Genomic DNA, 14,074 nt, shown 5'->3' on the forward strand with positions numbered 1-14,074 from the left:
CTACTTGGCGCTGCGCCGCAAGAGGATTTGTAGTGGTGAGTGTGGTGAGAGTTTAGGTACTGGCGACACCACTGGCCGAGTCGCCCACAGGCGTGAGCTTTCCCACACGGACTGTGACGTGCGGCCGTCACAGCCCTCCGTACTCCCCGGCATCCCAAGGTACGCCGGGTTTCCGGCGAAGCCCGGGGATCTCCGGATGTGGTCAAGGTCTCCGTGCGGCACGGCGTGGAGGAGGCGCCGGTCTTTGTGGGGTTCCTATGAATCGCGAGCGGAAACTTTGCTTCGCGCCGGGCCTCTTGCCCACTGTGATACCCGTAAGTAGCGTTCAACGGTGCCATGGCGCGTACTCCAGGTAACGAACTACATCGGCCATGGCCGGTGAAACGCGGAAGTAGGTGGGCGGGGTGGGGCTCCGACGATGGGTGGCCGCGGCTGCGGCACTGATACTTGTGGTCGAGGCGGTCGGCATCGTTCTGCTGAACATCTTTCTCGGCATGGTCGTGGACGAGCAGCAGATGTCTATGGCGGGCCTCGAGCCTCGCTCGATGTCCCTGTCGGCCGTCGTCGCGGGGGCGCTCTTCGGCGCCTATCTGCTGCTGTGCGCACTGGTGTTGGCCCGTACGGCCATCCGCGACACCTCTCCCGTCGGCCTGCTGCGCATCGTCCTCATCAGCGCGGCCGTGGTGCACGGGCTGCTGGGCGCGGCGTCCGTCGGGCTGGTCGGCTGGGTGGCGTTCCTGTTCATGATGGTGGTGCTGGGGCTGATCGTCTGGTCGCTGCTGTCGTACGGCGTCGAAGAGCCGTCCGCGGACGGGACTTCGGAGACGGCCGCGGACACCCCGCCTTCTTCCGGCTCCTCCGGGCCGTCCTCCGGCGGTCCCCACCCGGAGCCCTCGGCAGGCTGAACCGGCGCGGGCCGCTTCTGACGGTCCCGGTCGCGGTCCCCTCAGGAGGACCACAAGTCGGTGATGCGGACGCCCAGTCGGGCGAGGAGATCGCGCAGCAGCGGCAGCGACAGCCCGATCACCGTTCCGTGGTCGCCCTCGATGCCCCTGACGAAGGGCGCCGAGCGGCCGTCCAGCGTGAACGCGCCCGCGACGTGCACGGGTTCGCCCGTAGCCACGTACGCGGCGATCTCCTCGTCGCTGGGCTCGCCGAAGTGCACCGTGGTGGCCGCTGTGGCCGAAGTGCCCGTGCCGTCACGGGTGTCGAGCACGCAGTGGCCCGTCTGAAGCACGCCGGAGCGGCCGCGCATCGCCTTCCAGCGCGCCGTCGCCTCCTCGGCGTCCGCGGGCTTGCCCAGCGGCTCCCCGTCCAGATCCAGGACCGAGTCGCAGCCGACGACGAGGGAGTCCGCGGCGTGCGGGAGGGCCGCGACCGCCCGGGCCTTCGCCTCCGCGAGCACGCGCGCGAGCTCGCCCGGAGTCGGCGCCGACAGCCCGTCCTCGTCCACGCCGCTGACGATCACCTCGGGGTCGAAGCCGGCCTGCCGCAGCAGCCCGAGCCGTGCGGGCGACGCGGAGGCGAGGACGAGCCGGCGCACGGGCGCGTCCGGCGCGGGCTGAGGCGGCTGCGGCTGCTGCTGCGGTGTCTGGGAGGCCATGCGGGCAATCGTAGAGACCGCGCGGCGCGGCGACTTCGCGCACCCGCAGCCGAATGCCGGACCCCGCTCGCCCACGACGGTCGGGCCGGGAGGCCCTACGCGTCCGGCCGGACGTTGGCCAGGACGAGGGAGCCGATCACGATGACCGGCAGCAGCCAGCACAGGCGCCGAAGCATCGCGAGGGTCGCGCGCATCTCCTTCGGAGGCTCGTCTCTGGGGTCGGACCACAGCATGGGTTCCATGCTGCTGCGGCATGGCGGACCGCGCCTGAGTACGCGTACTCATTCCCGCGCGGGCGCGCGCACTTCGGGCCCGCGCCTCGCGCCCCTCGACCCGACCAGTCAGGCGGGCCGGGCAGGCCGGTCAGGCGGCCCGGCCGGGCCCGCTCGTCAGGCCGGCCAGTACGTCGTCCGCCACGCCTTCGGGCCCGGGTGCGGTACCCGCCGCGGGACCGTGCGTGCCGGGTCCGACCACTCCTGCGCGGACCGGGACGCCGGCGCCTGGGACACCACCGCCGACGCCCGCGCCCTGACCACCGCGAGCGCGGCGGCCAGCTCCTCCGGCGTCGGGTTGCCCCGCACCACCTTGATCGGCGGGAACGGCGGGCGCTCCCCGTGCTCCTCTGACGTCGTCGGGTCGAGCATGGCGAACGGCCTCCTCACAGCGGGATGTTGCCGTGCTTCTTCGGGGGCAGCTGCTCGCGCTTGGAGCGGAGGGTGCGCAGGCCCCGCGTGATGTGGCGGCGGGTCTCGGACGGCATGATCACAGCGTCCACATACCCGCGCTCGGCCGCGGCATACGGATTCAGCAGCGCGTCCTCGTACTCCTGCGTCAACTCCGCACGCAGCTCCTCGCGTTCACCGTCGTCCCCGACCTCCGCGAGCCGCCTGCGGTACAGGATGTTGACGGCGCCCTGAGCGCCCATGACGGCGATCTGCGCGGTCGGCCAGGCGAAGTTGAGGTCGGCGCCCAGGTGCTTGGAGCCCATGACGTCGTACGCGCCGCCGAAGGCCTTCCGCGTGATCACGGTGACCAGCGGCACGGTCGCCTCGGCGTAGGCGTAGATGAGCTTGGCGCCGCGCCGGATGATGCCGTCGTACTCCTGGTCGGTGCCGGGCAGGAAGCCCGGAACGTCGACGAAGGTGATGACCGGCACGTTGAAGGCGTCGCAGGTGCGCACGAAGCGCGCGGCCTTCTCGCTGGCGTCGATGTTGAGACAACCGGCGAACTGGAGCGGCTGGTTGGCGACGACGCCGACCGACTGGCCCTCGACCCGCCCGAAGCCCGTGATGATGTTCGGCGCGAACAGCGCCTGCGTCTCCAGGAATTCACCGTCGTCCAGCACGTGCTCGATCGCGGAGTGCATGTCGTACGGCTGGTTCGCGGAGTCGGGGATGAGCGTGTCCAGCTCGCGGTCCTCGTCCGAGGTCTCCAGGTCCGCCTCCTCGGGGAAGACGGGCGGTTCGGAGAGGTTGTTGGACGGCAGGTAGGACAGCAGCGCCTTGACGTACTCGACGGCGTCCTTCTCGTCGCCCGACATGTGGTGCGCGACGCCGGAGGTGGTGTTGTGCGTGCGGGCGCCGCCCAGCTCCTCGAAGCCGACGTCCTCGCCGGTCACGGTCTTGATGACGTCCGGCCCGGTGATGAACATGTGCGAGGTCTGATCCACCATCACCGTGAAGTCGGTGATCGCGGGGGAGTAGACGGCGCCGCCCGCGCACGGGCCGACGATGAGGCTGATCTGCGGTACGACGCCCGAGGCGTGCACGTTCCTGCGGAAGATCTCCGCGAACAGCCCCAGCGCCACGACCCCTTCCTGAATCCGCGCGCCGCCGCCGTCGTTGATCCCGATGATCGGGCAGCCGTTCTTCAGCGCGAAGTCCATGACCTTGACGATCTTCTCGCCGTACACCTCGCCGAGCGAGCCGCCGAAGATGGTGAAGTCCTGCGAATAGACGCATACGGGGCGGCCGTCGACGGTTCCGTATCCGGTCACGACCCCGTCGCCGTACGGACGGTTCTTCTCCAGGCCGAAGTTGGTGGAGCGGTGCCGGGCGAACTCGTCCAGCTCCGTGAAACTCCCCTCGTCGAGCAGCAGATCGACCCGCTCGCGGGCGGTCAGCTTCCCCTTGGCGTGCTGCTTCTCCACCGCGCGCTGGGAGCCCGCGTGCGTCGCCTCCGCAGCGCGGCGCTCGAAGTCCGCGATCTTTCCCGCGGTCGTGTGGATGTCTGGGCTCTCCTGCTCGGACATCAGCGTGCGGCTCCTACTCGTCAGCGTGCGGCTACCGGTTCGTAGGCTATCCGCGAAGAGCCCTTTCGTCGGTGCGGCGTTGAACACACTCGTCGTACGCGCTCTCGCCGGCCGCGCGGGCGGCGCCTCCGGCCGCGGCCTACGCTGGCGGCATGACCCCGAACCCGTCCGACGATCCGGGCAGCCGCTGGTCCGACCTGGGGCGGCCTCCGCTCGACGCCGCCTCGCTGCGCCGCGGGCTGACCGGCCACGACAGCATGTGGACGTCCCTGGACGTGCTGGAGCGCACCGGCTCGACCAACTCCGACCTCGTCCGCCGCGCACGCGACGGAAGCGCGGGGGAGGGCGCCGTGCTCGTCGCCGAGGAACAGACCGCGGGCCGCGGCCGGCTGGAGCGGGGCTGGAGCGCACCGGCACGCTCCGGTGTCTTCGTGTCGATGCTGGTCGTGCCGCCGGTGCCGCAGGAGCGCTGGGGATGGGTGCCGCTCATCGCGGGGGTCGCGACGGCGAGCGCGCTGGCCCGCACGGCGGGGGTCGACACGAAGCTGAAGTGGCCCAACGACGTCCTGGTGGACGTCGGCGGAGAGGAACGCAAGACCGGCGGCATCCTCGCGGAACGTACGGACGTGGCGCCGGTCGCGGGAAGCGGCAAGGCGGACGGCGCGAGAGGCGCGGACAGCGGGGGAGGCGCGAGCGGCACGAACGGCAAGGGGAGCCGTGCCGGGATCGTCCTCGGCATCGGGCTCAACGTCTCGCTGCGCGAAGCGGAACTGCCCGTCCCCTCCGCGGGCTCCCTCGTCCTCGCGGGCGCGCGCGCCGCGGACCGCGATCCGCTGCTGCGTGCGGTGCTTCGCTCCTTCGAGGACTGGTACGGGCGCTGGGTCGCCGTCGGCGGCGACCCGCTGGCCGCGGGCGTGCTGGAGGCGTACGCCGCCGGGTGCGCGACGCTGGGCCGAGAGGTACGGGCGGAGCTGCCCGGCGGCGAGGAGCTCGTCGGCGAGGCGGTGGCGGTCGACAGCGACGGACGGCTCGTCATCGCCACGGAGTCGGGGGTGCAGCGGCCGGTGGCCGCGGGCGACATCGTCCATCTGCGAGGGCACGGCGGGCACGGGGGCCACGGCGGCCGGGCGGGCGGCGACGGCGCGGAGATGTGACCGCGGGGCGGCGCCCGGCACCGCAATGCGCGGCGGTACGGGTCCCGGCGCGGAGCCTGGTGCGCACAACACCGTTGTTCCGCCGAGCCGGTGGTCCGGTTCTGATGCCCCGTTCGCAGAGGGACCAGTTCAGCGCACTGCTGCCGTATTGTTGGCACGCGGCGGAGGGGACACGGATGTGACGCGTCCCGGTGCTCCCCGGACGATCTCAGCAAGGGATCAGCAAGAGAACGGAAGGGCAGTGCGCAGGGACGACCGGACCTGGCGAGGGGCGGACAGTGGCCGACGATGAACCGGACATTCCCGCGCGCAGGTCCGGGTCGCAGTCGGCGCCGGAGCCGGAGCGCGAAGAGCGGCCGGAAGGTCCGGAGGCCCGGGAGGGCTCTGAGGGCTCTGAGGGCGCGGGCGCCGAGGACACCCCGGCCGCCTCGGACGCCGCGGATCTCCCGGCCCTCCCGGAGGACGACGAGGACGACCCGAGCGCCCTCCGCATCGAGCAGCTGATCCTCGGTTCGAAGCGGCAGTACACCCCCTTCCAGGCGGCCCGAGCGGCAGGCGTCTCCATGGAGCTGGCCTCCCGCTTCTGGCGCGCGATGGGCTTCGCCGACGTGGGGCAGGCAAGGGCGCTCACCGAGGCCGACGTACTGGCGCTGCGCCGGCTCGCGGGCCTCGTCGAGGCGGGTCTGCTGAGCGAGACGACGGCCGTGCAGGTCGCCCGCTCGACCGGGCAGACCACGTCGCGGCTGGCCGACTGGCAGATCGACTCCTTTTTGATGGGGCTGACGGAGCCGCCCGAGCCGGGCATGACGCGCAACGAGGTCACCTATCCGCTGGTGCAGCTGCTCCTCCCCGAGCTGGAGGAGTTCCTGGTGTACGTGTGGCGGCGCCAGCTCGCCGCGGCCACGGGCCGTGTCGTACAGGCGCTGGACGACGAGGACACCGTCGCCCGGCGGCAGGCGATCGCCTTCGCCGACCTCGTGGGCTTCACGCGGCTGACGCGCCGTCTGGAGGACGACGAACTCGGCGAGCTGGTCGAGGCGTTCGAGACCACGGCCGCAGATCTGGTCGCGGCGAACGGCGGCCGCCTGATCAAGGCACTGGGCGACGAGATCCTCTACGTCGCGGAGGACGCGGGCACCGCCGCGGAGATCGGGCTGCGGCTCATCGAGACCATGGCGAACGACCCGACGATGCCGGAGCTGCGCGTCGGGATCGCCTTCGGCACCATGACGACGCGCATGGGCGACGTCTTCGGGAACACGGTCAACCTCGCGAGCAGGCTGACGTCGATAGCGCCCAAGGACCGGGTGCTCGTGGACGGAGACTTCCGCGCGGAGCTCGTCGCCTCGGGCGACGCACCGGAGTCGGAGAAGGAGACCGAGGACCTCTCGGAGTACCGGTACGCGCTTCAGCCGCTGTACCAGCGGCCGGTGCGCGGGCTGGGCGTCGTCGAGCCCTGGATGCTGGGCCGCCGCTGACTGCCGCCTGCGACAGGTGAGTTGACACTGCTGCGGTTCTCCCCGTCCGGGACCGCACCGGGGCCCGGCCGTCCCGGAGGCGGACCGTAGGGTGATCCGCGTCGATCCCGAGCGTCGATCCCGGAGGACCTCATGAGCACGGTGAGCGAAGAGCGTTACGGCGAGTGGATCGCGGTCCGCAGGGACGCCGCCACCCACGTCGCCGAGCTCGTACTGGACCGGCCGAAGGCCCTGAACGCCGTCTCCGCGGAGCTCGCCGCCCGCCTCGCCGAGGCCTGCGCCGCCCTCGCCGCGGACCGGGACGTACGCGCCACGGTGCTGACCTCCAGCAACGACCGCGCGTTCTGCGTGGGCGCCGACCTCAAGGAGCGCAACTCCCTCAGCGACGCCGACCTCGGCCGCCAGCGGCCCGTCGCCCGCGCCGCCTACACCGGCGTGCTGGAGCTTCCGATGCCGACGATCGCCGCGGTGCACGGATTCGCGCTCGGCGGCGGGTTCGAACTGGCCCTCTCCTGCGATCTGATCGTCGCCGATCCCAGCGCCGTCGTCGGGCTGCCCGAGGTCTCGGTCGGCGTGATCCCCGCCGGCGGCGGTACGCAGCTGCTGCCCCGCAGGGTCGGCGCGGCCCGCGCCGCCGAGCTGATCTTCTCCGCGCGCAGGGTCGAGGCCGCCGAGGCACGCGAACTCGGCCTCGTCGACCACCTGGTGGAGGCCGGGCAGGACCGTGCCGAAGCCTTCGAGCTGGCGGCGCGCATCGCCGGGAACTCCCCGGTGGGCCTGCGGGCCGCCAAGCGCGCGCTGCGCACGGGCTGGGGGCTGGACCTGCGGGCGGGCCTGGAGGTCGAGGACGCGGCCTGGCGCACCGTCGCCTTCTCGGGCGACCGGACGGAGGGCGTGGCCGCCTTCAACGAGAAGCGGAAGCCGCAGTGGCCGGGCGAGTGAGGCGCTGACGGAGCCGGCCCGAGAGCGGCCGTCCGCCTCCCCGGGCGGACCGCTCCGGCCGCCCGGGTAACCCGTACGGCAGCTCCGGCCGGAGGCTTCTCGCGCCCGCCTGTACGGCCGCAGCCGCGCGGCCGGCACGGCCGCCGCGGAGGCCTGGAGGGAGCAGCCGACACGAGAAGATTGTCCGGACCGGTCCTAGCCTGGCTCTCATGGGAGAGGACATACGCCTGCGGGCCGTGGTGGAGCTGGCACAGGCCATGGCCGGCGCGCAGCGCTTCTGCGAGGCGCACCCCCGCCACCCCGCACACCGCGAGGTCGCGCACGCCGCGGCCGTACGGGCATGCGCCGCGATGGACGGCGCCTTCGCCTCCCTCTCCGCCTGGGACCGCGCACGCGGAAGGCTGGACGTACTGGTCAACGTCGGCAAACTCGCCCCCGGCGAGGCCGAGTTCCCCGAGCACGAGTCGTATCCGGTGCACGACTTCCCCGAGATCACCGGGCCGCTGCCCGAACGGTGGGCGGCGGACGGCGACGACGAGCCCCTGGCCTGGATCGAGACCGCCGACGGCGCCGGCGCTGCGGCCCCGGGTCCCGACGGCCTCGGCTCAGAGGCCGGGGCTCCTGCGGGCGACGCCGCCGGAGACGCTCCCCGCAACGCCCGCGTCGCCGCTCTGCGTCACCGTGGCCGGGGCTGCTGCGTCGTCGCGCCGATAGTGCTGCGCGGACGCGCCTGGGGCGAGCTGTATGTGGCCCGCGCCCCCGGGGAGCCGGTCTTCGACCGGTCGGACGCGCACTTCGCGACGATACTTGCCGAGATCATCGCTGCGGGCATCGCGCAGAACGAGCAGCTGGAAGAGGTGCGCAGACTCGCCTTCACCGACCAGCTGACGGGCCTGGCCAACCGGCGGGCCATCGAGGGCGAGCTCGACGACGGGCTGGAGCGGTACCGCGAGGACGGCACGGTGGTGAGCCTCGTCGTCTGCGACGTCAACGGCCTCAAGCGCGTCAACGACGAGTACGGCCATGCCGCGGGAGACCGGCTGCTGGAGCGGTTCGGGATGGTGCTGTCGCTCGCGGGCGCGAAGTTGCCGGGCGCGCTGGCGGCCCGGCTGGGCGGCGACGAGTTCTGCCTGCTGACGGTGGGGCCGCCCGCCGATCAGGTCGTACGGGCGGCGGAGGAGGTCTGCCGCATGGCGCTCGGACTCCGCGGCGGGGACGGCGTCTCGTGCGGGGTGGCCTCCACGGGGCATCCGATCGGGCTCGTACGTTCGGCCGCCCGGCTCCTCAGGCTCGCGGACGCCGCGCAGTACCGGGCGAAGGCGGCGCGGGCGCTCAGGCCGGTGGTCGCGGGCCTGGAGGGCGGCACCGAGGACCCGGTGGTGCGCCTCGCGGACGCCTCCGAGGCGGAGGAGGCCGCGCCGTCGGCGCCGGTGGGCGACCGCCGTCACTTCCGCGGGCACGTCGCGAAGCCGGACGAGGCGGGAGCGCCGGACCCGAACGGGCAGTACGCGCATGACGAGCCGGACGCGCATGACGAGCCGGACGCGCATGACGGGCCGGATGTGCAGGACCCGCCGAAGGGGCATCCCGACCCGGAGGGGCGGCCCCCGGCCGACGAGCACCGGCACGCGCACGGCGACCCGGAGCGCCCCGGCCGCCGCGTCCGCAGCCCCGGGCTGTGAGGTGGCCCTGAGCCGTGAACGACTGAGCCGTGAACGACTGAGCCGTGAACGACTGAGCCCTGAACCACCGAGCCGTGAACCTCTGAGCAGCGAACCTCTCGGCGGTGAACGCCTGCGCGTGATCCCCTGGTTCCGCCCTCTCGCACCCTCGCGTCCCCTTCGTGCGGACCCCGGCCGTGACAGGAATCGATTCACTCTTTAGGGTGCCTGAATATGAGTATGCACACCGTGGTGCTGGGCGACTCCGGCACGACCCCCGATGACGTCATCGCCGTCGCCCGGGACGGCGCCCGCGTCGAGCTGTCCGCACAGGCGGTCGCGGCCCTCGACGCCTCGCGGCGCCACATCGAGGAACTGGCGGCGAAGCCCGAGCCGGTGTACGGCGTCTCCACCGGCTTCGGCGCCCTCGCCGTACGCCACATCAGCCCCGGGCTGCGCGCCCAGCTCCAGCGCAACATCGTCCGCTCGCACGCGGCGGGGATGGGCCCCCACGTCGAGCGCGAGGTGGTGCGCGCGCTGATGTTCCTGCGTCTGAAGACCCTCGCGTCCGGACACACGGGCGTACGAGCCGAGGTGGCGCGCTCGATCGCGGCGCTTCTCAACGCCGGAATCACCCCCGTCGTCCACGAGTACGGCTCCCTCGGCTGCTCCGGCGACCTCGCGCCGCTCTCCCACTGCGCGCTGACGCTGATGGGCGAGGGCGAGGCCGAGGGCCCGGACGGGACCGTGGCACCGGCCGCGGAACTCCTCGCCGCGCACGGCATCGAACCCGTGGAGCTGCGCGAGAAGGAGGGGCTCGCCCTCCTCAACGGCACGGACGGCATGCTCGGCATGCTCCTGCTCGCGTGCGCCGACCTCGCCCGCCTCTTCACCTCAGCCGACATCACCGCCGCGCTGACGCTGGAGGCGCTGCTCGGCACCGACAAGGTCCTCGCGCCGGAACTGCACGCCATCCGCCCGCACCCCGGCCAGGCCGCGTCGGCCGCCAACATGCTGAAGGTGCTTGCCGGTTCGGGACTCACCGGCCACCACCAGGACGACGCGCCCCGCGTCCAGGACGCCTACTCGGTGCGCTGCGCCCCGCAGGTCGCGGGCGCCGGCCGCGACACGCTCGCGCACGCTCTCACCGTCGCGCAGCGCGAGCTGGCCTCCGCCGTCGACAACCCGGTCGTGCTGCCGGACGGACGTGTCGAGTCCAACGGCAACTTCCACGGGGCGCCCGTCGCCTACGTACTCGACTTCCTCGCCGTCGCCGCCGCCGACCTCGCGTCGATCGCGGAGCGCCGGACCGACCGCCTCCTCGACAAGAACCGCTCGCACGGGCTGCCGCCGTTCCTCGCCCACGACGCCGGCGTCGACTCCGGGCTGATGATCGCCCAGTACACGCAGGCCGCGCTGGTCAGCGAGATGAAGCGGCTGGCCGTTCCGTCCTCCGTCGACTCGATCCCGTCCTCGGCGATGCAGGAGGACCACGTCTCGATGGGCTGGTCCGCCGCCCGCAAGCTGCGGAGTGCTGTCGACGCCCTCACCCGGGTCGTCGCCGTCGAGCTGTACGCGGCGGCGCGCGCCGTCCAACTGCGCGCCGAGAGCGGCAGGCTGACGCCCGCCGCCGCCTCGCGCGCCGTCGTTGACGCGCTGCGCGAGGCCGGAGTGGACGGGCCGGGCCCCGACCGCTTCCTCTCGCCGGACCTGGCCGTGGCCGAGGGATTCGTGCGTACGGGCGCGCTCGTGCGTGCGGCTCAGTCCGTGACGGGCGAACTCGCCTGAGAGGTCCCCTGAGAGCGCGCCTGAGAGACAGCACCCGGGGACCCGGCCTCCGCCGCGGCGGAGGCCCTGCGCCGGGCGCGGACGATCAGAACGCCGGCCGTCCCCGCGAGCCCGAGCGCGCTCAGGATGAACGGCGAGGTGAGGCCGTCCTCGCCGGAGCGCTCGGCGGCGACGGCCGCGCGCTCCTCGCCGGAGGCCGAGGAGCCGGGACCCGACGACGCGGGGCCCGAATCGGACGACGAGCCGGAATACGACTCCGGGTACGAGGCGGAGTCCGGGCTCGATGACGACGTCACCGCGTGGCGCGCGCCGCCGCCCGCCCCCGCCGCGTCCGGCGTCGCCTTCGCGGAGGGCACGAACCAGAGCGCGCACAGCACCGCTCCCGCCGCGGTGGCCGTCACCATCGAGCGGCGGTGGGCGGAGATGCCTGATCGTCCGGCTGCGGGCACGGAGCAAGCCCCTTCCAAGCGCTGCGGTGCGACGGGCGCACCATGAACTGGCGGCACGTCGGCCGATGTTATAGACAGCCGCGGGTCGTACGGAAGCCGCGCCTCCGTTCCGTCCTACGCTCCGGACATGGCTGCTGACGAGACACCGCGTCCCGAACCGTCCGACTCCGCCGCACAGCCCTCGCCGCACATCCGGCTCCGCGTCGACCTCGTCGTGGAGATCGCCGACGCGGACGCCCTGACCAGGTCCGCACTGGAGCACGTGGCCCGTGACGAGCTGATGCCGGACGAGGAGCGCGCGCACGCCGAGGAGATCATCCGGGGCGACGCGGGGGAGGCCCTCGCGTGTCTCGTCGACCCGTTCGATCTCGTCAGGGAGCTGCCGGGAGTCGAACTCGCGCACGCGAGTTGGGGCAGCGAGGAGATGGACTCCGACGATCTGGACGCGTTCTCGTTCCTTGACGGCGCGGACGCCGCGGACGGCTTCGACGACGACCAGGAAGATCCAGCCGGGGACCTCATGGCGGAGGCGCACGAGGACTTTCCGGAGGAGATCGGCGAGGACGTCCACGCGAGCCTGCACGGCATGGACGGCGCCCGCCGCTGACCCTCGTATCTCCAGGTCAGAGACGCTCTCCGGCCGCATTCCTCACGGGTACGTGTCCTGGAACACAGTTTTGCAACTTGTGGAACCGGTCACCTGCCCGGGAGCGTTCCAACCCCTAGAGCTGGGTCCACACATGTCCGGGTTGGTCCGGCTGGGGGTGTACGCGGCGAAATCGGGGAGCTTGGGATTCTGACGTATATGGAGAAGCCTGTGACGACGCTGGGTAAGCACCGCAAGGCCGCATCGGCCACGGCTCTGGTGCTCGGCGGTGTACTCGCCCTGGGAGCGTGCGGCTCGTCCGGCGCGAACGGCGACGACGCGAAGAACGCCAACTCGGAGGCGCACGGCAAGAAGAGTTCGGAAGCGCGAATAAAGATCGCTTCCAAGGACGGCTCTGAGGGCGCGAGCATCAACACCGGCGGCAATGTCGTGGTGGCCGACGGCAAGCTGACCGCCGTCAAGCTGACCGCCGTGGAAGGCGGATCTGCCGTCGCCGGCACCATGGCCGGCAACGGCAAGTCGTGGAAGCCGAACGAACAGCTGGAGCGGGCCACGCAGTACAAGATCACGGCGACGGCGAAGGACTCGGGAGGCCGCAAGGCCGTCGAGAACTCGACCTTCACCACGGTCTCGCCCGACAACAGCTTCATCGGCACCTACGCCGGTGAGGACGGCCAGACCGTCGGCGTCGGCATGCCCGTGTCGATCAACTTCGATAAGGCGATCGCGAACAAGAAGGCCGTCCAGTCCGCGATCAAGGTCAATTCGACGAGCGGCCAGGAGGTCGTGGGGCACTGGTTCAACGACACCCGCCTCGACTTCCGCCCGCAGGAGTACTGGAAGCCCGGCTCCAAGGTCACCCTCGCCCTCAAGCTCGACGGTGTGAAGGGCGGCCCGAACATGACCGGCGTGCAGAACAAGACGGTCACCTACAACATCGGGCGTTCGCAGGTCAGCACGGTGGACGTGAACAGCCACCAGCTGAGCGTCGTGCGCGACGGCAAGCAGCTCAAGACCATCCCCATCTCGGCCGGCAGCGAGAAGAACCCGACGTACAACGGCAAGATGGTGATCTCCGAGAAGCACAAGGAGACGCGGATGGACGGCGACACCGTCGGCTTCGGCCGCAAGGGCGAAGAGGGCTACGACATCAAGGACGTCCCGCACGCGATGCGCCTGTCGACGTCCGGCACCTTCATCCACGGCAACTACTGGGGCGCGCCCTTCGGTTCGGGCAACACCAGCCACGGCTGCATCGGCCTGAAGGACACACGTGGTGCGCACGACAACAGCACCGACGGTGCCTGGTTCTACTCGAACTCGATCGTCGGCGACGTCGTCGAGGTCAAGGGCTCCCCGGACAAGACGGTCCAGCCGGACAACGGCCTCAACGGCTGGAACATGAGCTGGGCGCAGTGGAAGGCCGGCTCGGCCGTCTGACACCCACCGCGACAGCGCAGTGAGAAGAAGGGCGGTGCACGGGCTCTCGGGCCCGTGCGCCGCCCTTCTTTCCTCCACCCTCCGGCGGGGGTCTCACGTCTCCTCAAGTCTCCGTGTCAGCCGCCGAGTTGGACCACGACGGCGTCGTTGAACGCCTTGAGGTCGTCCGGCTTCCGGCTGGTGACGAGCGTGTACGTGCCCTCGTCGACGACGACCTGCTCGTCGACCCAGTGGGCGCCGGCGTTGCGCAGATCCGTCTCCAGGCTCGGCCATGAGGTGAGCGTGCGGTCCCGTACGACGTCCGCCTCGATCAGCGTCCACGGTGCGTGGCAGATCGCCGCGACGAGCTTGCCCGCCTCACAGAACGTCTTCACCAGTCGCACGGCGTCGTCGTCGAGGCGCAGCGCGTCCGGGTTCGCCACCCCGCCGGGCAGGACCAGGGCGTCGTACTCCTCGGCCGACGCCTCGTCGACGGTCTGGTCCACCTGGAAGGTGTCGCCCTTGTCGAGGTGGTTGAACGCCTGGATGCGGCCCGCCGTCGTGGAGATCAGCCGCGGTGTGTGCCCGGCGTCCTTCACGGCCTTCCACGGCTCCGTCAGCTCGACCTGCTCGACCCCTTCCGGGGCCATGAGAAAGGCGATGCGCATTCTGGCCACTTCCTTCCGAGCCGCGCGCACGGCGCGACAGGGACTCCAGTTGCG

The 14,074-nt window shown here is 71.8% G+C and carries 13 protein-coding genes and 1 pseudogene; 8 read left to right on the forward strand and 6 right to left on the reverse strand.

The window, feature by feature from the left end; translation table 11 throughout:
• Nucleotides 1–404 precede the first annotated feature (404 nt).
• The gene (locus QQM67_RS02200) at nucleotides 405–905 is read left to right on the forward strand and encodes a hypothetical protein (RefSeq protein WP_399064906.1); all 501 of its coding nucleotides are present in this window, start codon (nucleotides 405–407) and stop codon (nucleotides 903–905) included.
• Between the two features lie 41 nt (nucleotides 906–946).
• On the opposite strand, the gene QQM67_RS02205 is transcribed toward QQM67_RS02200, so the two are convergent.
• The 4 genes from QQM67_RS02205 to QQM67_RS02220 all read right to left on the reverse strand — a co-directional run bounded on the left by QQM67_RS02205 (nucleotide 947) and on the right by QQM67_RS02220 (nucleotide 3,854).
• Nucleotides 947–1,603 carry a nucleoside triphosphate pyrophosphatase gene (locus QQM67_RS02205; RefSeq protein ID WP_314171790.1) on the reverse strand — a complete coding sequence of 219 codons (657 nt, stop codon included), beginning with the start codon at nucleotides 1,601–1,603 and terminating at the stop codon, nucleotides 947–949.
• Between the two features lie 95 nt (nucleotides 1,604–1,698).
• Nucleotides 1,699–1,836: a morphogenic membrane protein MmpB gene (gene mmpB / locus QQM67_RS02210; protein ID WP_314171791.1), complete on the reverse strand. Its 138-nt coding sequence runs from the start codon at nucleotides 1,834–1,836 to the stop codon at nucleotides 1,699–1,701.
• A 156-nt stretch (nucleotides 1,837–1,992) separates the two neighbouring features.
• Nucleotides 1,993–2,247: an acyl-CoA carboxylase subunit epsilon gene (locus QQM67_RS02215; protein WP_314171792.1), complete on the reverse strand. Its 255-nt coding sequence runs from the start codon at nucleotides 2,245–2,247 to the stop codon at nucleotides 1,993–1,995.
• Nucleotides 2,248–2,261: 14 nt separating this feature from the next.
• On the reverse strand, nucleotides 2,262–3,854 hold the full coding sequence (locus QQM67_RS02220; RefSeq protein WP_314171793.1) for an acyl-CoA carboxylase subunit beta: 1,593 nt from the start codon (nucleotides 3,852–3,854) through the stop codon (nucleotides 2,262–2,264).
• Between the two features lie 152 nt (nucleotides 3,855–4,006).
• Between QQM67_RS02220 and QQM67_RS02225 the strand changes: the two genes are divergently transcribed.
• The 5 genes and pseudogenes from QQM67_RS02225 to hutH all read left to right on the forward strand — a co-directional run bounded on the left by QQM67_RS02225 (nucleotide 4,007) and on the right by hutH (nucleotide 10,877).
• Nucleotides 4,007–5,008, forward strand: coding sequence for a biotin--[acetyl-CoA-carboxylase] ligase (locus QQM67_RS02225; protein ID WP_314171794.1), 1,002 nt, complete (start codon nucleotides 4,007–4,009; stop codon nucleotides 5,006–5,008).
• A 299-nt stretch (nucleotides 5,009–5,307) separates the two neighbouring features.
• Complete coding sequence (locus QQM67_RS02230; RefSeq protein ID WP_399065216.1) at nucleotides 5,308–6,486, forward strand: adenylate/guanylate cyclase domain-containing protein; 1,179 nt, start codon at nucleotides 5,308–5,310, stop codon at nucleotides 6,484–6,486.
• Between the two features lie 132 nt (nucleotides 6,487–6,618).
• Complete coding sequence (locus tag QQM67_RS02235; protein WP_314171796.1) at nucleotides 6,619–7,428, forward strand: enoyl-CoA hydratase/isomerase family protein; 810 nt, start codon at nucleotides 6,619–6,621, stop codon at nucleotides 7,426–7,428.
• Nucleotides 7,429–7,637: 209 nt separating this feature from the next.
• A pseudogene (locus tag QQM67_RS02240) lies at nucleotides 7,638–8,888 on the forward strand (GGDEF domain-containing protein); the annotation flags it as partial.
• Nucleotides 8,889–9,323: 435 nt separating this feature from the next.
• Entirely contained in the window at nucleotides 9,324–10,877 is a 1,554-nt protein-coding gene (hutH, locus tag QQM67_RS02245; protein WP_314171797.1) for a histidine ammonia-lyase, read from the forward strand.
• On the opposite strand, the gene QQM67_RS02250 is transcribed toward hutH, so the two are convergent.
• Nucleotides 10,850–11,326 (reverse strand): hypothetical protein, encoded by a 477-nt coding sequence (locus QQM67_RS02250; RefSeq protein WP_314171798.1) that lies wholly within the window; start codon nucleotides 11,324–11,326, stop codon nucleotides 10,850–10,852. The genes hutH and QQM67_RS02250 overlap by 28 nt on opposite strands.
• 127 nt (nucleotides 11,327–11,453) lie before the next feature.
• Here QQM67_RS02250 and QQM67_RS02255 point away from each other — a divergent pair, with 127 nt between their 5' ends.
• Nucleotides 11,454–11,933 carry a hypothetical protein gene (locus QQM67_RS02255; protein ID WP_314171799.1) on the forward strand — a complete coding sequence of 160 codons (480 nt, stop codon included), beginning with the start codon at nucleotides 11,454–11,456 and terminating at the stop codon, nucleotides 11,931–11,933.
• A 198-nt stretch (nucleotides 11,934–12,131) separates the two neighbouring features.
• Nucleotides 12,132–13,373, forward strand: a complete 1,242-nt coding sequence (locus tag QQM67_RS02260; protein ID WP_314171800.1) for a L,D-transpeptidase — start codon at nucleotides 12,132–12,134, stop codon at nucleotides 13,371–13,373.
• Nucleotides 13,374–13,489: 116 nt separating this feature from the next.
• Here QQM67_RS02260 and QQM67_RS02265 read toward each other — a convergent pair whose 3' ends face one another.
• Nucleotides 13,490–14,020 (reverse strand): type 1 glutamine amidotransferase domain-containing protein, encoded by a 531-nt coding sequence (locus QQM67_RS02265; protein ID WP_314171801.1) that lies wholly within the window; start codon nucleotides 14,018–14,020, stop codon nucleotides 13,490–13,492.
• Nucleotides 14,021–14,074 lie beyond the last annotated feature (54 nt).

The organism is Streptomyces winkii (genome assembly GCF_032248595.1).
GTDB classification, from domain to species: domain Bacteria; phylum Actinomycetota; class Actinomycetes; order Streptomycetales; family Streptomycetaceae; genus Streptomyces; species Streptomyces winkii.